Annotated in this window: 16 protein-coding genes; all 16 read right to left on the bottom strand. The window is 69.9% G+C overall.

From position 1 onward, the window contains the following. Positions 1 to 3 precede the first annotated feature (3 nt). Positions 4 to 924, bottom strand: a complete 921-nt coding sequence (locus ACFPMG_RS06935; RefSeq protein WP_376994462.1) for a CheR family methyltransferase — start codon at positions 922 to 924, stop codon at positions 4 to 6. After that, on the bottom strand, positions 921 to 3,491 hold the full coding sequence (locus tag ACFPMG_RS06930; RefSeq protein ID WP_376994461.1) for a methyl-accepting chemotaxis protein: 2,571 nt from the start codon (positions 3,489 to 3,491) through the stop codon (positions 921 to 923). Before ACFPMG_RS06930 ends, ACFPMG_RS06935 begins: the two co-directional genes overlap by 4 nt. 292 nt (positions 3,492 to 3,783) lie before the next feature. Further along, entirely contained in the window at positions 3,784 to 4,341 is a 558-nt protein-coding gene (locus tag ACFPMG_RS06925) for a chemotaxis protein CheW (RefSeq protein ID WP_014241669.1), read from the bottom strand. Positions 4,342 to 4,351: 10 nt separating this feature from the next. Further along, positions 4,352 to 6,601, bottom strand: coding sequence for a chemotaxis protein CheA (locus tag ACFPMG_RS06920; RefSeq protein ID WP_376994460.1), 2,250 nt, complete (start codon positions 6,599 to 6,601; stop codon positions 4,352 to 4,354). A gap of 30 nt (positions 6,602 to 6,631) precedes the next feature. Beyond that, the gene (locus ACFPMG_RS06915) at positions 6,632 to 7,009 is read right to left on the bottom strand and encodes a response regulator (protein ID WP_014241666.1); all 378 of its coding nucleotides are present in this window, start codon (positions 7,007 to 7,009) and stop codon (positions 6,632 to 6,634) included. After that, positions 6,994 to 7,305, bottom strand: coding sequence for an STAS domain-containing protein (locus tag ACFPMG_RS06910; protein WP_038529688.1), 312 nt, complete (start codon positions 7,303 to 7,305; stop codon positions 6,994 to 6,996). The genes ACFPMG_RS06915 and ACFPMG_RS06910 overlap by 16 nt, the downstream gene beginning before the upstream one ends. A gap of 125 nt (positions 7,306 to 7,430) precedes the next feature. Next, positions 7,431 to 10,220 carry an ATP-binding protein gene (locus ACFPMG_RS06905; protein ID WP_376994458.1) on the bottom strand — a complete coding sequence of 930 codons (2,790 nt, stop codon included), beginning with the start codon at positions 10,218 to 10,220 and terminating at the stop codon, positions 7,431 to 7,433. 1 nt (position 10,221) lies between these two features. Further along, positions 10,222 to 10,455 carry a hypothetical protein gene (locus ACFPMG_RS06900; protein WP_014241663.1) on the bottom strand — a complete coding sequence of 78 codons (234 nt, stop codon included), beginning with the start codon at positions 10,453 to 10,455 and terminating at the stop codon, positions 10,222 to 10,224. After that, the gene (locus tag ACFPMG_RS06895; protein WP_376994457.1) at positions 10,452 to 12,659 is read right to left on the bottom strand and encodes a 3'-5' exonuclease; all 2,208 of its coding nucleotides are present in this window, start codon (positions 12,657 to 12,659) and stop codon (positions 10,452 to 10,454) included. The genes ACFPMG_RS06900 and ACFPMG_RS06895 overlap by 4 nt, the downstream gene beginning before the upstream one ends. Beyond that, positions 12,656 to 13,072 (bottom strand): response regulator transcription factor, encoded by a 417-nt coding sequence (locus ACFPMG_RS06890; RefSeq protein WP_376994456.1) that lies wholly within the window; start codon positions 13,070 to 13,072, stop codon positions 12,656 to 12,658. The genes ACFPMG_RS06895 and ACFPMG_RS06890 overlap by 4 nt, the downstream gene beginning before the upstream one ends. 219 nt (positions 13,073 to 13,291) lie before the next feature. Continuing rightward, positions 13,292 to 14,449 carry an SPOR domain-containing protein gene (locus ACFPMG_RS06885; protein WP_376994455.1) on the bottom strand — a complete coding sequence of 386 codons (1,158 nt, stop codon included), beginning with the start codon at positions 14,447 to 14,449 and terminating at the stop codon, positions 13,292 to 13,294. A gap of 183 nt (positions 14,450 to 14,632) precedes the next feature. Then, complete coding sequence (gene puuE / locus ACFPMG_RS06880; RefSeq protein WP_376994454.1) at positions 14,633 to 15,550, bottom strand: allantoinase PuuE; 918 nt, start codon at positions 15,548 to 15,550, stop codon at positions 14,633 to 14,635. A gap of 32 nt (positions 15,551 to 15,582) precedes the next feature. Further along, positions 15,583 to 16,155 (bottom strand): septation protein A, encoded by a 573-nt coding sequence (locus tag ACFPMG_RS06875; RefSeq protein ID WP_109072107.1) that lies wholly within the window; start codon positions 16,153 to 16,155, stop codon positions 15,583 to 15,585. Positions 16,156 to 16,364: 209 nt separating this feature from the next. Next, positions 16,365 to 17,456: a lipid A deacylase LpxR family protein gene (locus ACFPMG_RS06870; protein WP_376994453.1), complete on the bottom strand. Its 1,092-nt coding sequence runs from the start codon at positions 17,454 to 17,456 to the stop codon at positions 16,365 to 16,367. A gap of 102 nt (positions 17,457 to 17,558) precedes the next feature. Further along, a complete protein-coding gene (locus ACFPMG_RS06865; protein ID WP_376994452.1) occupies positions 17,559 to 19,088 on the bottom strand; it encodes an AMP nucleosidase in 1,530 nt (509 codons plus the stop codon). Positions 19,089 to 19,169: 81 nt separating this feature from the next. Next, positions 19,170 to 20,429, bottom strand: coding sequence for a signal recognition particle-docking protein FtsY (gene ftsY, locus ACFPMG_RS06860; RefSeq protein ID WP_376994451.1), 1,260 nt, complete (start codon positions 20,427 to 20,429; stop codon positions 19,170 to 19,172). Positions 20,430 to 20,437 lie beyond the last annotated feature (8 nt).

The raw sequence follows: 20,437 nt of genomic DNA, 5'->3' as shown, positions 1-20,437 counted from the left end.
GCGTCACAGCCTCCGGTAGATGGTGGGGCCGGTCTGGCGGAAGCGGTCCGACACGCCGTAGAGGCTCTCCGAGTGGCCGAGGAAGAGGTAGCCGCCGGGCTCCAGCATGCGGGCGAAGTTGCCGATGACCTGGGTCCGCCCGACGCGGTCGAAATAGATCAGCACGTTGCGGCAGAAGATCGCGTCGAACGGCCCCTTCATGGGCCAACGCTCCAGCAGGTTCAGCGGTTTGAAGGTGATCAGCCGCTTCAGCTCCTCCTCCATCACCACCATCGGCTCGCCGCCCTCGCGCTGGCGCCGGGTGAAGCGGTCGCGCAGCGGGGCCGGGATGCTGTTCGCCAGATCGGCGGGATAGACGCCGCGCCGGGCGGTGTCGACCATGTGGGTGTCGATGTCGGTCGCCAGGATCTTCGCGTCCCAGCGCCGCAACTCCGGCCCGAAGCTGGAGGCCAGGACCATGGCGATGGTGTAGGGCTCCTGCCCGGAGGAGCAGCCGGCGGACCAGATGCGCAGCCGCGGGTGGGAGGATTCCCCGGCGTGGCGGGCACGCATCTCCGGCACCGCGGTCTTCGCCAGGAAGTCGAAATGGTGCGATTCGCGGAAGAAGCTGGTCAGGTTGGTGGTCAGGGCGTTGACCAGGAAGCCGACCTCGTTCGCCCCCTCCTCGCTCTCCAGCAGGGCGCAGTAGCTGTCGAAGTCGCTCAGGCGCAGGTCGCGAAGCCGCCGGGCGAGGCGGGAATAGACCATCTCGATCTTGTGCGGGGCCAGCGCGATCCCAGCGAGCTGGTAGAGCATGTGGGCGATGAAATCGAAGTGCCGCCGCTCGAACGGGAATTCCCGCCGGCCCGACGTCGCCGCGGGGACGGCGCCGCGGTCGGCCGGGGCCGAGTCGGGGGCGGGGGCGGGGCTGGGGGCGGTGGTCATGCTGCCCGTCCGCGGGGCAGCTCGGACCCGCCGTGGGCGTGGCCGGCGTCCAGTGAGAAGAAGGCCATCTGCTGGCGGAGCTGCCCGGCCTGTTCCTCCAGCGAGCGGGCGGCGGCGGTGCTTTCCTCGACCAGCGCGGCGTTCTTCTGGGTCATCTCGTCCATCTGGGCGACGGCGGTGTTGACCTCGTCCAGGCCGGACGCCTGCTCGGCGGTGGCGCGGGCGATCTCCGACACGAGGTCGGCGACCCGCGCGATGCCCGCCACGATGTCGGTCAGCGAGGAGCCGGCGGAGCGGACCAGCTCCACCCCGTCCTTGACCTGCGCCCCGCTGTCGAGGATCAGCGTCTTGATCTCCTTGGACGCCTGGGCGGAGCGCTGGGCGAGGTTGCGCACCTCCTGCGCCACCACCGCGAAGCCGCGCCCGGCGTCGCCGGCCCGCGCCGCCTCGACCGCCGCGTTCAGCGCCAGCAGGTTGGTCTGGAAGGCGATCTCGTCGATCACCCCGATGATGTCGGAAATCTTCTGCGACGAGCGCTCGATCCCGCGCATCGCCTCCACGGCGCTGGCGGCGACCTGACCGCCCTTCTCGGCGGCGCGGCGGGCGTCGTTGGCGAAGCTGTTGACCTGCTGGGCGTTGTCGGCGTTGGAGCGGACGGTGGCCGCCAGTTCCTCCATGCTCGCCGCCGTCTCCTCGAGGGATGACGCCTGCTGCTCGGTCCGCTCGGACAGGTCGAGGCTGCCGTCGGCGATCTCGCGGCTGGCCGCGGCGATGGATTCGGCGGCGCCGTTGATGCGTCGGACGATCTCCGACAGCTTTTCCGCCGTGCCGTTGAAGTCGTCCTTCAGGCGCAGGAACACGCCCTCGTACGGCTTGTCGATGCGCCGCGACAGGTCGCCCTGGGACAGCGATTCCAGCATGGCGGCCAGATCCTCGGTCACGCCGGAGACGTTGGCGGCCAGCCGGTTCATGCCCTCGCTGACCAGCCGGAAGAAGCCGGTCTTGCCATCGAGCGCGATCCTTTGGCTGAAGTCGCCGCGCACGGCGCTGTCGACCATGGCGGCGATCTCCGCCTCGATGGACAGTTCGGCGGTCAGGTCGCGCCATTCGACGACGAGGCCCAGCTTCTCGCCGTGGCGCCCGGCGACCGGGCTGGCGGTGATCTCGAAGCTGCGGCGGCCCGCCTTGACCATGCCCTTGTGGGGGCTGGCGAGGCCGGTCAGGCTGGAGCGCAGGTGCGGGGCCTCGGTGTCCAGCGCGTCGAGAGTCGTCCCGATCAGCCCGGCGGCGTCGAAGGCGGGCAGGGCCTTGCGCAGGTCACTCTCGGCGGCCTTGAACATCGCGAGCGCGGCGACGTTGCAATCGGTGACGGTTCCGTCCTCGCCCACCGTCATGATGCAGGACGACACGCGGTCGAGCGCGATCCCCGCGCGCACGGCGGTCACCGCGTCCTCCTTGAAGGCGGCGACGGCGCGGGCCATCGCGCCCAGCTCGTCGCGCCCGTCGGTGTGGGGGACGGTGACCGACAGATGGCCGTCGCTGAGGTCGGTCATCACCTTGCGGATGCCCTGGACCGGGCCGGTGATCGAACGGGCGATGACCTGGGCGGCGCCGATGCCCAGCAGCAGCGACAGGCCGCCCAGCACCAGGGCCAGCAGGACACTGTTCTCCACCTCGGTTTCGGCGCGGGTCTCGATTCCCTTCTGCTCGGCGTGGATGGTGGTGGCGATGGAGTCCAGAGTCGCGGTCAGGGCGGTGACGATCTTGGCGACGATCTCGGCGCGCAGGCGGTCGATCTCCTTGTCGGCGGCGACGGCGTCGCGGAAGGCGGCGCGGTAGCCCGGCGCCCGTTCCGCCACCTCGCGCAGCAGCGCCGCCACGCGGGGTTCGGTCAGCAGGGCCTGCGCCTCGCGCACATGCTCCAGCATCTCGTCCAGGTTCTTTTCCATCGGCGCGGCGGCGGCGGCGTCGCGCATGCCGAGCGCGCGGTTGGCGAAGAGGCGGCTCAGCACCCAATGCTTCTCCATCTCCTCCCCGACCAGGGCGGCGTCCTTGTCGCCGGTGGCCTGGGCGCCCTCGACGATGCGCTCCAGCGTCTCGGTGATCTGGGTGCCCAGCGGGTCCATGGTCTGGTGGATGGCCGCGTCGTAGCGGTCGCGGACGACGCGGATCGCCTCGAACTGGGTGTGGTACTCGGTGTGCAGCCGCGCCAGCTCGGCGAAGGCCGCCGCCTGGCTGGAACGCTGGATGGCCGTGCCGTGGGCGGCCAGCGCCTGATCGAACTCGGTGCGCAACGCCCGCTGGCGGTTGAGCGCGGCGGGGTCGCCGGACACCAGATAGTCGCGCCCGTGGATGCGCTGGTTGGCGAGGCGGGCCGAGAGGTCCTTGGCGAAGGTGGCGAGTTCGCCGCCGGTGAGCACCGCGTCGACGCTGCCGTTCAGGCTGCGGATGCTCAGCAGGCTGGCGGCGACCTGGGCGGCCAGCAGGGCGAGCAGGAGCGCGAAGGCCAGCCACAGCCGCTTCGAGATGCCCATCGCCCCAACGAACGAACCGACCCCTTTCGCCATGCCATCCCCCTTGCCCGCCGCGTCACGCTGGCGTTAGCCCTTATTTGAAACAAACCCGTGTGAAAAGCCGCGACATGACGCACCCCCGTGTCGCTGCTTTTGATGTCCCCTCTCCCCTCTGGGGAGAGGGTTAGGGTGAGGGGGTTGTGCGTGGCGCCACGTCCGGCACAAGCGCGCCCCCCTCACCGGCCCTTCGGGCCACCCTCTCCCCGCTTTCGGCGGACCGAAGGTCCGCCTGTCGCGTCAGCGCAAACGAAGTTTGCGCGTGAGCGGAGGGGAGAGGGTTATCCAATCAGGACGCCCGCTCCAACGCCGGCAGGGCCTTGGTCGCCGAGTCCAGCTCGCTGTTCTCGACGGAGAACAGCTTCTCGACGCTCAGCAGCGTGACCATGCGGTCGTCGGCGGTGTAGAGGCCGCTGAGATACTCGGCGTCGACCATGCCGCCGTCCACGTCGGGCGGCGGCTTGATGGCGTCGTGGCCGATCGCCAGGATGTCGGAGATGGCGTCGACCAGGATGCCGCGGGTGCGTTCTCCCACCTGGATCACCACCACGACGTGGCGCTTGGTGACCGACGTGGCGCCGCCGCCGAAGCGGGCGCGCAGGTCGAAGATGGGGATGATGATGCCGCGCAGGTTGATGACGCCGCGCACATAGTCCGGCAGGTTCGGCAGGCGGCTTTCCGGCGTCCAGCCGCGGATCTCGCGGACCGACAGGATGTTGACGCCGTACTCCTCGCTGCCGACGGTGAAGGTGACGTACTGCTCCTCGGCGGCGTTGACCGCCATGACGTCGTTGCGGGCGTCGGTGCGGCTACCGCCGACGGTGGCGAGCGCGGTGGAACTGCTCATCGCTGTGGCCTCAGACCGGTTCGAGTGCGGGTGCGGGCAGCGCGGCCACCGGCGAAGACGGCGGACGCGGCGCCCGGGAATCCATGTGCCGGCTCATCTCGCGCAGGCCGGCGACGTCCAGGATCAGGGCGACGCGCCCGTCGCCCAGGATGGTCGCGGCGGCCACGCCGTCGAGGCGGCGGAAATTCGCTTCCAGGCTCTTGATGACGACCTGCTGCTGGCCCAGCACCTCGTCCACGACGAGGCCGAGGCGGGAGCCGTCCTCCGTCTCCACCAGCACGACCAGCGCGCGGGTGGGGTCGGCGACGGCGCCGGGGATGCCGAACAGCTGGTGCAGGTAGACCAGCCGCACATACTCGCCGCGGGCCATCATCACGTCGCACTTGCCGACCAGCCCGTGCAGGTCCGCCGCCTTGGGGCGCAGACTCTCCACGATGTTGGTCAGCGGCAGGACGAAGCGCTCCTCGCCGACCGAGATCACCATGCCGTCGAGCACGGCCAGGGTCAGCGGCAGCGACAGCACGAAGCGCGAGCCCTCGCCCGGCGTCGAGTAGACGCCGATGCGCCCGCCGAGCGAGGTGATGTTCCGCCGCACCACGTCCATGCCGACGCCGCGGCCCGACAGGTTGGACACCTGGTCGGCGGTGGAGAAGCCGGGCAGGAAGATCAGGTTGTCGATCTCCTCGTCCGACAGGGTGGCGCCCGGCTGGACGAGCCCTTTCTCGATGGCCTTGGACAGCACCTTGGGCCGGTTGATGCCGCGCCCGTCGTCGGTGATCTCGATGACGATGCGGCCCGAGCGGTGTTGCGCCGACAGATGAACGGTGCCGGCGCGCGGCTTGCCGACGCGCTCCCGCTCCTCCGGGCCTTCCAGCCCGTGGTCGATGGAGTTGCGGATCATGTGGGTCAGCGGATCGACGAGGTTCTCCACCACCGTCTTGTCCACCTCCGTCGTCTCGCCGCTGGTGACGAGCTGGACCTCCTTGGCCGTCGTGGCGGCGCATTCGCGGACCAGCCGCGGCATGCGGGAGAAGACGCTCGACACCGGCTGGGCGCGGATCGACATCACGCTCTCGCGCAGCTCGCGGGTGTGCTGGGCCAGCTGCTCCAGCCCTTCCAGAAGCTCCTGGAACTCGCCGGGGGGCAGCTCGCGCACATGCTCGGCGATCATCGCCTGGGTGATGACCATCTCGCCGACCATGTTGACCAGCCGGTCGATCTTGTCGAGATCGACGCGGATGGTGTGGCTGGTCAGCCCGGCGTGCTCCGCCCCGCCGCCGTTGGGGCGCGGGCGGGCGGCCTCGGCTTTTGGGGTTTCAGCCCCAGGCGTTCTGGGGGGCGCTTCGGGGATCGCGACGACCACCGCTGGCGGGGCGGCGACGGGCACCGGATCGGTGACGGGCGGCGCCTCCTCCGGGGCGGCGGGCGGCGGGGCTTCCGCAGTGATGCGGATGTCGCAGTCGTCGGCCACGAACTCGAAGACGTCGTTGATCTTGTCCAGATCGACGTCCGCGTCGGCGATCAGCGTGACCGTCCAGGAGAGGTGAAGAAGCTCCGCCTCCAGGTTCTGAAGATTGGGCAGGGCGTCGGTGTGGCATTCGACGGTGGCGTCGCCCAGCCGGCGCAGCGCGCGCAGCATGAAGGCCGGCTCGTTGCCCGACATCAGCAGATCGGACCGCGGCCGGAAGACGATGGTCCAGCGCAGCTTGCCGGGGGGAACCGGGTCCTCCTCCGCGCGGGCGGCGGCGATGGCCGCCATGGCGTCGCCGAACAGCCCGGCCTCGTCGTCCTCGTCGTCGGCGTAGGTTGGGGCGTAGACGGGGGCAGGCGCCGGAGCGGCGGGAGCGGCCGCCGGAGCCTGGGCCTGTGGAGCCCCGCCCGACAGGTGGCGGCGCAGGGCGGCCACGGTGCCGTCGGTGGTCCCCGCCGGGGCGGGGTCGCCCTCGCGCGCGTAGGCCAGCATCTGGCCCAGCAGGTCGTTGGCGCGGATCAGCGTGTCCACCAGCTCCGTCGTGACGGGGACGGTGTTGTTGCGCACCCCGTCCATCACCGTCTCGAACTCGTGCGCGAAGGTGACCAGCTCGGTGAAGCCGAAGGCGCCGCCGCCGCCCTTGATGGAATGGACGGCGCGGAAGATGGCGTTGACCTCGTCGGAATCGACCTCGCCCGGCGTCAGCCGCAGCAGGCCGGACTCGGCGACCTCCAGCAGCTCCGCGCTTTCGTCGAAATAGGTTTGCTTGAACCGGCTCAGGTCTTCCACGGGCGCCCCCTCACAAGCCAGGACGCGGCGTCAGCCGCAGACCTTCTGCACGACGGAGATCAGCTTCTCCGGGTTGAAGGGCTTCACGATCCAGCCGGTCGCCCCCACGGCCCGGCCTTCGGACTTCTTCTTCTCGTCGGCCTCGGTGGTCAGCATCAGGATGGGCAGCGTGCGGTGCGCCGGGGTGGCGCGCAGGCGGCGGATCAGGGTCAGCCCGTCCATCACCGGCATGTTCAGGTCGGTGATGACGAGGTCCACCTTGTTGGCGCCGATGACGCCCAGCGCCTGCTGTCCGTCGGCGGCCTCGACCACGTCGTAGCCGGCGCCCTTCAGCGTGAAGGAGACCATGTCCCGCATGGTCCGCGAATCGTCGACGGTGAGTACCTTCTTCTTCACGCTTGGCTCCATTGCTTCAACCAGCCGTCCAGCCCCAGATCCTCGCAGGCTTCCGCCAGGACCTCGGACGGCTGGGCGATGGCGAACGTGCGGTTCTGTTCGGCGGCATGCCGGGAGGCGACGAGCAGCGCCTGGACGCAGGCGGTGCTGACCCGCTCCACGGCCGCGGCTTCGGCGATCACGGTTTGGGACGCGGCGAAGCCGGCGCGCAGGCTGTCCAGCAGGGGCTGCGCCATGGCGAGGTCGAGGTCGCTGGGCAGGCCCAGCCGCACCGTTCCCCCCTCGTCGCTCCACTTGATCAAAGTCACCGCCCGTCTCCTTGCAACCCGACCGGGCAATGCCCCGTCCGGAAGACTGATCATGTCCGGCATTTGGTAAAAAACCTGCCTGAAACACGTATAAGGATTCGTTAAGGCAACTGGACTGACCTGTGTCAACCGGAGCGCGTTCCGGCGGTGTGGTCCGGTTCTTTCGCGCTTTGATCGTTTTGTGACACGGCTGTTGCCGCTGTCGCCAAAGGAACGGTGAAGGCGAAGGTGGCGCCCTTGCCGGGGGCGCTGTCCACCCGGATGCGCCCGCCGAGATGCTCGACGATGCGCTTGCTGATGGCCAACCCCAGCCCGGTGCCCTGCGGCTTGTCGGTCATGGTGTCGCCGACCTGCCGGAAGCGGTCGAAGACGATGGCCTGATGCTCCGCGGCGATGCCGGGGCCGCTGTCGGTGACGGACACGCGCAGGTGGTCGTCGTCCACCGCGACGGACAGCGAGGCCCGCCCCCCCGCCGGGGTGAATTTCGCGGCGTTGGACAGCAGGTTCACCGCCACCTGGACCAGCCGGTCATGATCGCCGCGCACCGGCGGCAAGCCTTGCGGGATGGTGACGGCCAGCGCGATGCCACGCTCATGGAACAGCCGGGCGGTGGCCGCCGCCGCCTGCTCCAGCGCGGCCCCCAGGTCCATCGGGCGGACCTGCCAGTCGATCTCCCCGGCCTCGATCTTCGCCATGTCGAGGACTTGGTTGATGAGGCGGGTCAGCCGCTCGCTCTCGGTGATGACGAGGCCGAGGAACTCCTGCCGCTGCTCCAGCTCGATGTCGGGGTTGTCGTGCAGCACCTCGGTCAGGGCGCGGATGGAGGTCAGCGGCGTGCGCAGCTCGTGCGTCACGGTGGACAGGAACTCATCCTTCAGCCGGTCCAGCTCCGTCAGCCGCAAGTTGGCGGCGCGCAGCGCGGCCGACGCGCGCTGCAGCTCCGCCGTCTTGTGTTCGAGCTGGCGGCTGTACTCGATGACGTGGCTGGTCTCGTCGAGCATCCGCATCAGCTCGGGGTAGCTGACCTCGCCACCCTCGACCGCGGAGGCCAGCGCCACCCGCGCCGAGGCGGCGCCGATCGCCCCGGCGAGCAGCCGCTCGGCGAAGCGCACCAGCTCCGCCCCGGCCCGGCGGTCCGGCTCCAGCGGGCCGTTGCGGCGGACATGCTGGGCGAAGGCGGCCTCCGCCCGCTGCGGACCGAGGAAGCGCGCGACGATCCGTTGCAGGTCGCCGACCGTGGCGGTGCCGCGCCAGACGCCGGCGGGCAGGGGGGTGTCGCGGTGCTGGAACACCTCGACGAAGGCGGTCGCCTGCGCCCGCTCGCCCAGGCCGGGGCGGTCGAGCAGGGAGACTACGACGTAGAGGCCGATGTTGAGCAGCATGCTCCAGAACAGCGCGTGGGTCAGCGGGTCCATGCCGTCCAGCCCGAACAGGGCGTAGGGCCGCAGCAGGGCGACGCCCCACGGCCCCTGGTCGATGAAGGCGGCGGGCAGCCAGCCGGACCGCGCGAAGCTGGGCAGCAGCAGCGTGTAGGCCCAGATCAGGATGCCGGCGCTGAGGCCGGCCAGCGCGGCGCGCCGGGTCGCCCCCGCCCAGTAGACGCCGCCGATCAGCGCCGGGGCGAACTGCGCCACCGCCGTGAAGGAGATCAGGCCGATGGCGCTCAGCGCGTAGGCCGAGCCGGCGATGCGGAAATACAGGTAGCCGAGCAGCAGGATCGCCACGATGGCGGCGCGCCGGATGGTCAGCAGCAGCGGCGACAGGTCGTGCAGCCGCTCCAGCCGGGCGCTGCGGGCGCGCAGCAGAAGCGGCATCACGATGTCGTTGCACACCATGGTGGAGAGCGCGATGGCCTCGACCACGATCATGCCGGTGGCCGCCGACAGCCCGCCGATGAAGGCCAGCAGGGCCAGCCAATCGTTCCCGGCGGCCAGCGGCAGCGCCACCACGAACATGTCCGGGTCCACCGCCCGGTCGGGAAAGCGCATCAGCCCGGCCACCGCCACCGGAAGGACGAACAGGTTGATCAGCAGCATGTAGAGCGGGAACAGCCACAGGGCGCGGGTCAGGTGCCGCTCGTCCACATTCTCGATCACCGTCACCTGGAACTGGCGGGGCAGGCAGAGCACCGCCGCCATCGACAGCAGCGTCATGGTCAGCCACGACCCGTCGGCCAGCGCCGGGGCGGAGGTGAAGAGGTTGCGGATCTCCGGATGCTCCGCGGCCGTGGCGAACAGGTCGGTCGGGCCGTCGTGCAGCCCCCAGACCACCGCCGCGCCGACCGCCAGGAAGGCCACCAGCTTGACCACGGACTCGAAGGCGATGGCCGCCACCATGCCCTCGTGATGCTCCGCCGCGTCGATGTGGCGCGTGCCGAAGATGATGGCGAAGGCCGCCATGACGACCGCCACGTAGAAGGCGTTGTCCAGGACCACGGGCAGGGACAGGCCGCCGGTGGCGCCGGACGGGTCGGTGCCCCACAGCACGTCGAAGCTGACCGCCACGGCCTTGAGCTGCAACGCAATGTAGGGCGTCACCCCGATCACCGCGGTCAGCGCCACCAGCCCGCCCAGCCCCTGGCTGCGCCCGTAGCGCGACGCGATGAAGTCGGCGATGGAGGTGATGCGCTGCGCCTTGGCGATGCGCAGGATCTTGCGCAGCACCAGCGGCCCCAGCAGCATCAGCAGGGTCGGGCCGAGATAGATCGGCAGGAAGCCGATGCCCAGCGACGCCGCCCGCCCGACCGAGCCGTAGAAGGTCCAGGTCGTGCAATAGACCGCCAAGGAGAGCGCGTACACGTACGGCGAGGCGATGACGCTGCGCCCGGTGTCGGCCCGCCGGTCCGCCCACCAGGCGATGGCGAAGAGGAGGAGCAGGTAGGCGAAGCTGGCGGCGACGATGGTGGGCCAGGGCATCTCAACGCCCCCTGCGTTCCAGAAGCACCGCCGACAGCGCGATCACCCCGCCCCACACCCCCAACGCGTACACGTACAGCAGCGGCAGGCCGAACAGCGTGTCGCCGGCGCCGAAGACGCGCAGCAGAGGCGGGTTGAAGGCGACCACGCCGAACAGGAACAGCGCGATCAGGCGGTCGGCGCCCGCCCGGCGCGGTGGAGGGGTTGCGGGTTGCGGGGCGGGCCCCCCGGTCAAAAGGCGCGCTCCCGCGCCGCCAGCTCGACGATGATGTTGGCGCCGCGGATGGCGTCGTCGAGCGTGCGGACGTCGCGTTCCTTGAGCATCTCGACCATGCGCAGGAAGACCGCGGCGGTGACGAGGCTGTCGCCCAGCGCCGTGTGGCGGTCCACCACCTCGATCCCCAGCCGCTCGGCGATGCCGTCCAGCGTGTGGTCGCCGCCCTCGCCGAGCAGCATCCGCGACAGCAGCATGGTGTCGAGCACCGGGCTGTCGAAGCGCACGCCTGACGCCCGTTCCTTCATCTTCAGGAATTTGAGGTCGAAGGCGGCGTTGTGGGCGATCAGCACCGCGCCCGACACGAAGCCGCGGAACTGCGGCAGCACCTTGTCGATGGTCGGCTTGTCGGCGACCATCGCGTCGGTGATGCCGTGGAAGGGGATCGATTCCGCCGGGATGCTCCGCTTCGGGTTGACCAGCGTGTTGAAGGTCTCACCGGTCAGGATGCGCCCGCCGACGACGCGCACGGCGGCGATCTGGATGATCTCGTCGCCGGTGCTGGGGGACAGGCCGGTCGTCTCGGTGTCGAAGACCACGTAATGGAGCTGGTCGAGCGGCGTGCGGCCAAGCTCGCTGGTGGCCAGCGGCTGGTGCAGCAGGTTGAAGTCGAAGAACTCCGGCCGCGCCCCGCCGCGCGCCGCGGTGTGGGCGGAGGGCGGCTTCAGCGCGGGCGGCAGCGGCACGCGCAGGCGCGACAGCAGCTCGCCTTCCGATCCGGGCCCTTTCACCGGCTCGCTCCACATCGTGCTCTTGTGGTGCTGAAGCACGTCGCCGACCGTCAGGCCGCCCAGCGCGTCGGGCAGCGGGTGGTCGAGCCAGCTGTCGACGATGCCGCTGGGCACCGACGGGCCGCGCCAGGTGATGTCGAGATAGACCCAGCTGTCCCCCGGCTCCACCGACAGGTCGTAGGCGGGGACCCCGGTCAGCGCGTAGACGTACTCGATCAGATAGCCGAACAGGATGACGAGGCTGTAGCTGTCGCCGTGAACCCATTGCGGCAGCCCGGTCAGCGTCACGCCATACTGCGCCTCCGGCCCCACGCGGTGGCGGATCAGGTTGATGAGGTTGGTGGAGTGGATGTCGCTCATCGGCCAGGAGCCGGTGACGACGCTGCGATACTCGTTGGTGACGCGGGCCAATCGCTCCGACAGGGTGTTGGACGACTCCATCAGCGCGGCCTGGAAGGCGGCGCGCTCCTCCGGCCCCAGCTCCGGCGTGTCGTCCAGCGTCTCCAGCACGGCGCGGAGGTTGGCGATGGGGGCGCAGAAGCCCTCCGTCGCCTCGCGCAGCAGGGCGTCGCGCTGGCCAAGCGCGGCCAGTTCGCTGGTGGCGTCGGACAGGGTGATGACGTAACCGGTGATGGTCGGCAACTCGTCCGAGCCCTCCGGCGGGTCCTGCAGGATGGCGCTCATGCGCCCGGCCAGCAGGATGTGCCCGTCCGTCGTGGCGCCGACGAACTGGGCGGTGGTGCCATGCTCGTGGTTGACATGCCGCCCCTCGCGCACGCGCAGGGTCAGCCGCTCCAGCGTGTGGATGACCGGCTCCGCCACCACGAAATGCAGCAGGGAGCGGCCCAGCCCGAGGTCGCCGGCCAGATGGAGGATGTCGAGCGCCGTCTGGTTGTAGAGAAGGATCTGGTGCTTCAAGTTGCAGACCAGGACGCCTTCGTGCAGGTCGCGCAGGACGGCGGCGAGCCGCGTCTTCTGCTCCTCGGCCTTGGCGGTCGACTCCGCGACGGTGCGCGCGGTGTCGCGGCGGGCGGCGGCCAGCTTGTCCGACAGCTCGTTGACCGCCTTGGCCACCGGGGCGAGGTCGCCGTAGCGGGCCAGCGGAATGCGCGCGCCGGTCTTGCCGTCCGCCGTGCCATGGGCGATCAGCCCGGCCTCGCGGCTCAGCGTTTCCGAGGCGCGCAGCAGCCGCCGGTCGACCAGCCCCCACAGGCCCCAGACCGCGGCGGTGACGGCGGCGGTCATGGTGACGGCGTAGGTGACGAAAGCGTTGGGGTCGTTGTTCGCGCTGAAGCCGACCGCGGCCCCCACCGACAACAGGGGCAGGCCGACGCCGGCGGCGCGGAAGGCCAGCGGGATGATCCGGCGCGGCTCCGCCGGGGTGGTCGCCGGAGCGGCGGTTCCGGCACTTCCGGTGGTCGCCGGGGCGCTCATGATTGCGGCTCCGCGGCCCCGCCCTGGGTTTCGTCCGGGTCGTTCTCGGGTGGCAGGTACTTGCGGACGGTGGTGACGAGGTCGCGGGTCGAGAAGGGCTTGGTGATGTAGTCCGTGGCGCCCAGGGCCATGCCCTTCTGCCGCTCCACGTCGCGGCTCTTGGCCGTCAGCATGATGATGGGCAGCGATTGGTAGGCGGGGTTGGCGCGCAGCGACTGGCAGACGTCGAACCCGTCGCGCCGCGGCATCATGGCGTCCAGCAGGATCAGGTCGGGCGTGCTTTCCGCAACCGATTCAAGGGCTTCCTCGCCGTTGCGGGCGATGCGCACGGCAAAGCCCGCCTTCTGCAACAGGACCTGCAGGGAGAGGACGATGCTGGGCTCATCGTCGGCGACCAGGATCGTCGGCTTCATACCAGGGTTTCCTCCGGTTCGCCGGTCTGATGCGCCGGCTTCTTGCGGCTGCGCTTGTTCTAATATGCGTGCCTGTTCAATCCCATGTTAGCGGCAAGGAGAAGGACAGATCAAGACGAAGCCCGCCCGCAATACCGAAATTGCGGGCGGGCATTCCGAAAGGAAAGAAGCGGAATAGAGAGAAGCGACAGTTTGTCGCGCCGCCGCCGTTGCCTGCGGTCAGCGCGTCGAGACGACGATGGGCTGCGCTTCCACCTTGCCCTTCAGCGACGCGGCGGCCTGACGGGCGGCGGCGGTGTCGGCATAACCGCCGACGCGGACCACATGCCAGGACCGCTGCTCGGCGTCGGTCCAGTCCAGCGCGTAGGCGTTGAAGCCGAGACCGCGCAGGCGGCGGACCAGCCCTTCGGCGTTGTCGGCCTGCTGGAAGGACCCGACCTGCACGGTGTAGCGCCCATCCGGAACGGCGGCGGACGCTGGCGGCGTCAGCACACCCGACGATGGCGCCGTGGCGGGCGGAGTGGGCGCGGGCGGGGTGGAGGCCGTCTTGGGCGCCGGCTTGGCAGGCTGCGGCGCCGGGCGCGCCGTGGCGGCTTGGCGCTGGGCCGCGGCCGGCGGGGGCGGAACCGACAGCATGGCCTGAAGCTCTGCCGTTTCCGTGGTCTTGACGGGGGGCGGAGCCTTGGCGGGCTCGGCCGGGGGCGGAGCCATGGCCGATGTCGGCGGATGCGCTGGGGTCTTCGCGCTCTCCGCTGTTTCCACGGGGTGCGGCGCGGGGACGGGGTCGGCCGGCTTGGTGATGGCGGGAGCGGGTGACGGCAGGGCTGGCGGTTCCGGCACCTTCATCGCGGGCGGCGGAATCTGGGGCAGCGCCATGGGCGGCGTGGCCACGGCGGGCGCCGGTGCGGCCGGTGCGACGATGGTCTGCGTCTGCATCGGCGGCTGTTGGGCCGGGGCGGGGGCAGGGGCCGCGCGGGTGATCAACGCCTCCGGCTTTGCCGGAGCCACGGTGCCGGGCGAGGCGCCGCCGGGGGGCGGGGCGCTGGGGACGGCGGTGATGAGCGGCGCCGGGGGGGCGGACGGTGCGTCCCCGCCCTGGTCCAGCATCACGACGACCGCGCCGATGCCGATGGCGGCGGCCAGCGCCGCGGCGATCTTGCCGATGGGCAGGTGCCGCTCCGCCTTCCGCCCGGCGTCCGGGGACAGGAGATCGTCCTCCTCCGCCGGGTCGGCCTTCAGGTCGTCGTTGAGGGCGCGCAGAAGGCGGGCGATGTCGTCCCGGGCCTCCCCGCCATCGTCGGCGGGGGCATCGGCCATGGGGCGCGCCTTGTGATCCGCCGTCTGACCGGCGGCCTTCATCTCATCCTTGAACGTCACGGCGGCGTGCGCACCCAGTTGAAGATCGCAAGGAATCGGCAGACACGGGACCGCGGCCCCGAAAGGGCCGCGCCGCGATCCAAAGACCTTCTACTGTATTTCGACGTTCGTTCAAACGCCGATGCGACGAATTGGCGTGAGAAAGTTGGGCGCGGACGCGACCCCGGGTCGCTTCTTCCCGGTTCAGGCGGTCGGCCGGTAGGGGTGTTCGGCCATCCAGTGGCGGGCGATGTCCAGCCGGGTGGCGACCCAGGCCTTGTCGTGACCCCGCACATAGTCGAGGAAGCGGGCCAGCGCCGCGGCGCGCCCCGGGCGCCCGACCAGACGGCAGTGCAGCCCGATCGACATCATCTTAGGCTGGTCTTCCCCTTCGGCGTAGAGCACGTCGAAGCTGTCCTTCAAATAGGTGAAGAACTGCTCGCCCGTGTTGAAGCCCTGGTTGGTCGCGAAGCGCATGTCGTTGGCGTCGAGCGTGTAGGGCACGATCAACTGCGGCCGGCCGAAGCGGTCGTCCCAATAGGGCAGGTCGTCGGCGTAGCTGTCGGCGTTGTAGAGGAAACCGCCCTCCTCCGACACCAGCTTCCAGGTGTTGGGGCTGCACCGCCCGAGATACCAGCCGAGCGGGCGGGAGCCGGTCACGCGGGTGTGGATCTCGATGGCGCGCAGCATGTGCTCGCGCTCCACCGCCTCCGGCAGATGCTGGTAGTCGATCCAGCGGTAGCCGTGGGTGGCGATCTCCCACCCGGCGTCCTGCATGGCGCGGACGGCGTCCGGGTTGCGCTCCAGCGCCATGGCGACGCCGTAGACGGTCACCGGCAGGCCGCGCTCCGTGAACATCCGGTGCAGCCGCCAGAAGCCGGCGCGGGACCCGTATTCGTAGATCGACTCCATGTTCATGTGCCGCATGCCCACGATGGGCTGGGCGCCGACGATTTCGGACAGGAAGGCCTCCGACGCGGCGTCGCCGTGCAGGACGCAGTTCTCCCCGCCCTCCTCGTAGTTGATGACGAACTGCACCGCCACCCGCGCCCCGCCCGGCCAGTAGGGGTGCGGCGGACGGGACCCGTAGCCGATCAGGTCGCGCGGGTAATCGTGGGACATGGCGGGTGCGCTCCGTAGGGAAGAGAGTGCGGTCAGGAGGCGGAGGAGGACTTCTCGGCCGGCGGCTCCTCCGGCACTTGGTGGCGCAGGATCAGCGGGGCCTGCAGGGCGCTGAACAGCAGGGTCAGCGGCATGATGCCGAACACCTTGAAGTTCACCCAGGCATCGGTGGTCATGGTGCGCCACACCACCTCGTTCAGCGCGGCCAACAGCAGGAAGAACCACGCCCAGCGGATCGCCAGCGTGCGCCATCCGGCATCGGTCAGGTTCAGCACCGACCCCAGCACATGCTTCAGCACGTTGCGCCGCGTCAGATGCGCCGCGAACAGGACCGCAGCGAACAGCAGGTTGACCAGCGTCGGCTTGATCTTGATGAACAGATCGTCCTGGAGCCACAGCGTCAGGCCGCCGAACAGCAGGACGAAGCCCGCCCCGACCACCGGCATCACCGGCACCTTGCGTTCGAACCGCCAGGAGACCAGCACGGAAATGCTGATCGCAACCATGAAGACGGCGGTGCCGATCATGATGCCGGCCTGGGAATTGGCGATGAAGAAGGCCGCCAGCGGGCCGGCTTCGATCAGCAGTCGGGCGTATTGGTTCATGATCCTCACATAGACCGAACCGGGCCTGGGATAAAGTGAATCCCTCTCCCGTCCCGGGAGAGGGTGGCGCCGAAGGCGCCGGGTGAGGGTCTTGCGAGGATCAAGGCACTGATCCTTGGCGGCACCCTCACCCTCCCACCGCATTGCGGTGGGTCCCTCCCTCTCCCGGGACGGGAGAGGGATCGAAGACCGAGGGGATATGGAAGCGGTCAGAACCGGTAGGAGGCGCGGATCGAGCCGTAGTTGGTGTAGGATTTCTGCCCCTCGAACTCCGGCGACAGGAAGTTCTGGGCGTAGGAGATGCCGAACGGGCCGTAGCGCAGCGCCACGCCGAGCTGGAAGGCGGCGACGAAGTTGTGCTTGTCCACCGATCGGCTGTCGCGGAAGCTGTTGCCGTCGAGGAAGATGTTGCGGGCGATGGCGCGCCCCTCCGCCCCGGCGTAGACGTACCAGGAAAAGGGCGGGCGCGGCTCCCCCGCGGCCACGCTGTCCTGATAGGGGATGCTGGCGGTCGGGCGGAGGATCAGCGCGCCGACCGGCGGCGCCATGTTGCCGCCCAGCCGCATCGTGACGCCGGCTCCGCCAAAGGTCAGGACGTTGCCGACGCTGCCGGCGACGTGAGGGCTGATGTCCGCCTCGAAGGGGCCGATGCGGGCCGGCCGCTCGGCGCGCCAGACATGCTCGTAGCTGAGGATGATGCCCGGCTCGTTCTTGAGCTGGTAGTCCCAGCCCTCCGGCCAGCGGGCGCCGGGGACGATGCGGTGCACCGCCTTCTGGGTCTGCTCCGCCAGCGAGGCCGGGCCGACCATGCCGAGGTCCAGGTCGATGCGGTCGACCTGCCGCGTCTCCTCCGAGATCACCGACAGGCGGCCGTACAGCCAACCGGCGTAGGGGCGGTCGGTGGGGTCGGGGATTGGCTTGGTGATGTCGCTGGGGGTGTACATGTTCTGGCCGAAGGCGATGCCGTAGCGCCGCACCCCATGCTCCCCGATCCACGGAACGAGGTTGGCCAGCCAGTCGATGTTGCCGTAGGTCGGGCGGTCGCCGGAGACGTAGTAGAACTGGACACCGTTCGTGTAGTAGCGGTCGGTGCCGCCGCCGAACAGGTCGTTGTCGACCCAGGCGCCGATGGACGGTCCGGACCGGGGCGTGGTTTCCGCCGGCGGAGCGGTGTCCGTGTTTGGAACATGGTTCGCTTCTGGAACGCTGTCCGCCTCTGGTGCGCTTTGGGCCAGCACCGGCCCCGTCGCCAGCCCGAGAGAAAGGGCGGCGATGACGCTCCAACCTGCACGCACGGCCATATTGGTTGAATTCCCTTCGTTGCCGAGCACCCTAAGATAAGGCGCAGGCGCACTTTGGCGCCTGCACTTTCGGGTGAGGCAAAATGGCTTTCGGAGGGCGGTTTACTGAAAGGCCGCCTCGGCGAAGCTCCGCAGCTTGCGGGAATGCAGGGTTTCCATGCCGTGCTCGCGCAGAAGCTCCATGGCCAGCACGCCGATCTTCAGATGCTGGTCGACCCGCTCGCGGTAGAAGCGGTCGGCCATGCCCGGCAGCTTCAACTGGCCGTGCATCGGCTTGTCGGAGACGCAGAGCAGCGTGCCGTAGGGAACGCGGAAGCGGAAGCCGTTGGCGGCGATGGTGGCGCTTTCCATGTCCAGCGCGACCGCGCGGCTCTGGCTGAAGCGCATCAGCGGCTCGCGGTGGTCGCGCAGCTCCCAGTTGCGGTTGTCGATGGTCGCCACCGTGCCGGTGCGCATGATGCTCTTCAGCGCGTAGCCGGACAGGCCGGTCACCCGCTCCACCGCCGTCTCCAGGGCGCGCTGCACCTCGGCCAGCGCCGGGACGGGCACCCAGGTCGGCAGGTCGGCGTCCAGCACATGGTCGTCGCGGACATAGCCGTGGGCCAGCACATAGTCGCCCAGCCGCTGCGTGCTGCGCAGCCCGGCGCAGTGGCCCAGCATGATCCAGGCGTGCGGGCGCAGCACGGCGATGTGGTCGGTGATCGTCTTGGCGTTGGACGGGCCGACGCCGATGTTGACCAGGGTGATGCCGTTGCCGTCCGGGCGGGTCAGGTGATAGGCGGGCATCTGCGGCAGGCGGAGCAGCCGCGCGCCGTTCGTTGGCGCCTCGCCGGGATTGCCCCCCAGATTGGCGTTCTGAACGATGACGCCGCCGGGCTCGACAAAGCGGTCGTATTGGCTGCGGTAGGCGGCCAGCTCGGGATCGGAGGCCGGCTCCATGATCTCGCGGGCCATGCGGATGAACTCGTCCACATAGAACTGGTAGTTCGTGAACAGGACGAAGTTCTGGAAATCCTCCGGCGCCGTCGCCGTGTAGTGGCGCAGCCGGTGCAGCGAGAAATCCACCCGCGGCGCGGTGAACAGAGCCAGCGGCTTCACCGCGTCCAGCGACTCCTCGTAGGTCCCGTTGACGATGGTGTCGTCCATGCGGGCGAGGTCGGGCAGGTCGAACAGGTCGGGCAGGCCGGCCAGCCGCTCCGGCGTCAGGTCGCCCTCGACATGCATGCCCTGGGGGAAGGCGAAATGGATGGGGATCGCCTCGTCGCTGACCCCGACCTCCAGCGGAACATGGTGGTTGCGCAGCAGGAGCGAGAGCTGTTCGCGGTAATAGCGGTCGAACAGGTCGGGGCGGGTCAGCGTCGTGGAATAGGTGCCCGGCCCCTCGACGAAGCCGTAGGCCAGCCGCGTGTCCACCGTGGCCGCCGAGGCGGTGGAGAGGCGGACGTAGGGGTAATGGGCCTGCTCCCGCCGTCCGCCGTCCTCGCCGCGGGTGAAGGCGGCGAAGCGATCGCGCAGATAGGCGGTGTTGCGGTCGTAGAGGTCCTTGACGAGGGCCAGGGCGGCGTCCGCGTCGGTGAAGCGCTCGACAGGACCGGGGGGAACGGGGGAGGGGGAGATCTTGGCAGCCGTCATAGTCTTCAGATAGGGCCTGGGCGAAGCTGTCGGAAGTCCCTTTCTCGCACAAGCCCCCTGCCTGTGCCTTGGGGGGCGCCGTTACTGGGACGGCAGCCCCATCAGCGACTTGGCGAACTGGTCGGCGTCGAAGGGGCGCAGGTCGTAGACGCCCTCGCCGATGCCGATGGCGTGCACCGGCAGCTTGAAGCGCTCGGCCAGCGAGACCAGCACGCCGCCGCGCGCCGACCCGTCCAGCTTGGTCAGGATCAGGCCGGAGACGTTCACCATGTCGCGGAACACCTCGACCTGATTGTGCGCGTTCTGGCCGGTGGTGGCGTCCAGCGTCAGCAGGGTGGTGTGCGGCGCGCTCTCGTCCACCTTCTTGATGACGCGGACGATCTTGCGCAGCTCGTCCATCAGGCCGGCCTTGTTCTGAAGGCGACCCGCGGTGTCGATCAGCAGGATGTCCACGCTCTGGCGCCGTGCCTCCTCCAGCGCGTCGAAGGCGAGGCCGGCGGCGTCGGCCCCGGTGTCGCGGGCGATCACCGGGCAGCCGGTGCGCTCGCCCCAGATCTTCAGCTGGCTGACCGCGGCGGCGCGGAAGGTGTCGCCGGCGGCCAGCATGACCGTCTTGCCCTCGGCGCGGAACTGGCGGGCCAGCTTGCCGATGGTCGTCGTCTTGCCGGTGCCGTTGACGCCGACCACCAGGATGACGTGGGGCTTCAGCGCGGCGTCGATCTCCAGCGGCTTGGCGACCGGGCCGACGATCTTCGCGACCTCGGCGGCCAGCGTGGCCTTGACCTCCTCGGGGCTGACCTCCTTGCCGAAGCGGGTGCGCGCCAGCTCCGCCGTCACCTTGGCCGCCGTGGTCGGGCCGAGGTCGGCGGTGATGAGCAGTTCCTCCAGCTCCTCCAGCGCCTCGTCGTCGAGCTTGCGCTTGGTGAAGATGCCGGAGATGCCCTCGGTCAGCTTGGACGAGGACTTGGACAGGCCGTCCTTCAGCCGGGCGAACCAGCCCTTCTTGGGCTTCTCCTCCTCGGCCGTCAGGGCCGCGGGGAGGTCGTCGCGGACGATCTCCGGCGTGTCCTCGCGCTCCTCCGGCCCGGACGGCGGGGCGATGGGCGGCGGGGGCGGGGTCTCGACCGCGGGCGGGGGCGGGAGTTCGGGTTCCGGCAGCGGCTCGGGGGCCGGGGGTGCTTCGGCGACCGGTTCTGGGACCGGCGCCTCCTGGGTCGGTTCCGTGTGTGCCGGCTCGGTGGGCGCAGGCTCGGCGGGGACCGCTTCCGGGAGCGGGGCGGTCGTCTCGTCCTTGCGGGCTTGCTCTTCGGGCTTCTTGCGGCCGAACCAACGCAGGATCATGGCGTGTC

This window comes from Azospirillum himalayense, assembly GCF_042657465.1.
Taxonomy (GTDB): domain Bacteria; phylum Pseudomonadota; class Alphaproteobacteria; order Azospirillales; family Azospirillaceae; genus Azospirillum; species Azospirillum himalayense.
Note: the sequence above shows the minus strand (reverse complement) of the source record. Positions and strands in the feature narration are given on the sequence as shown.

What these genes read in the sequence shown, in the direction of transcription:
- ACFPMG_RS06935 (WP_376994462.1), bottom strand. Translation starts at nt 924, where the DNA reads ATGACCACCGCCCCCAGCCCCGCCCCCGCCCCCGACTCGGCCCCGGCC.
- ACFPMG_RS06930 (WP_376994461.1), bottom strand. Translation starts at nt 3,491, where the DNA reads ATGGCGAAAGGGGTCGGTTCGTTCGTTGGGGCGATGGGCATCTCGAAG.
- ACFPMG_RS06925 (WP_014241669.1), bottom strand. Translation starts at nt 4,341, where the DNA reads ATGAGCAGTTCCACCGCGCTCGCCACCGTCGGCGGTAGCCGCACCGAC.
- ACFPMG_RS06915 (WP_014241666.1), bottom strand. Translation starts at nt 7,009, where the DNA reads ATGGAGCCAAGCGTGAAGAAGAAGGTACTCACCGTCGACGATTCGCGG.
- ACFPMG_RS06905 (WP_376994458.1), bottom strand. Translation starts at nt 10,220, where the DNA reads ATGCCCTGGCCCACCATCGTCGCCGCCAGCTTCGCCTACCTGCTCCTC.
- ACFPMG_RS06895 (WP_376994457.1), bottom strand. Translation starts at nt 12,659, where the DNA reads ATGAGCGCCCCGGCGACCACCGGAAGTGCCGGAACCGCCGCTCCGGCG.
- ACFPMG_RS06890 (WP_376994456.1), bottom strand. Translation starts at nt 13,072, where the DNA reads ATGAAGCCGACGATCCTGGTCGCCGACGATGAGCCCAGCATCGTCCTC.
- puuE (WP_376994454.1), bottom strand. Translation starts at nt 15,550, where the DNA reads ATGTCCCACGATTACCCGCGCGACCTGATCGGCTACGGGTCCCGTCCG.
- ACFPMG_RS06875 (WP_109072107.1), bottom strand. Translation starts at nt 16,155, where the DNA reads ATGAACCAATACGCCCGACTGCTGATCGAAGCCGGCCCGCTGGCGGCC.
- ACFPMG_RS06870 (WP_376994453.1), bottom strand. Translation starts at nt 17,456, where the DNA reads ATGGCCGTGCGTGCAGGTTGGAGCGTCATCGCCGCCCTTTCTCTCGGG.
- ACFPMG_RS06865 (WP_376994452.1), bottom strand. Translation starts at nt 19,088, where the DNA reads ATGACGGCTGCCAAGATCTCCCCCTCCCCCGTTCCCCCCGGTCCTGTC.
- ftsY (WP_376994451.1), bottom strand. Translation starts at nt 20,429, where the DNA reads ATGATCCTGCGTTGGTTCGGCCGCAAGAAGCCCGAAGAGCAAGCCCGC.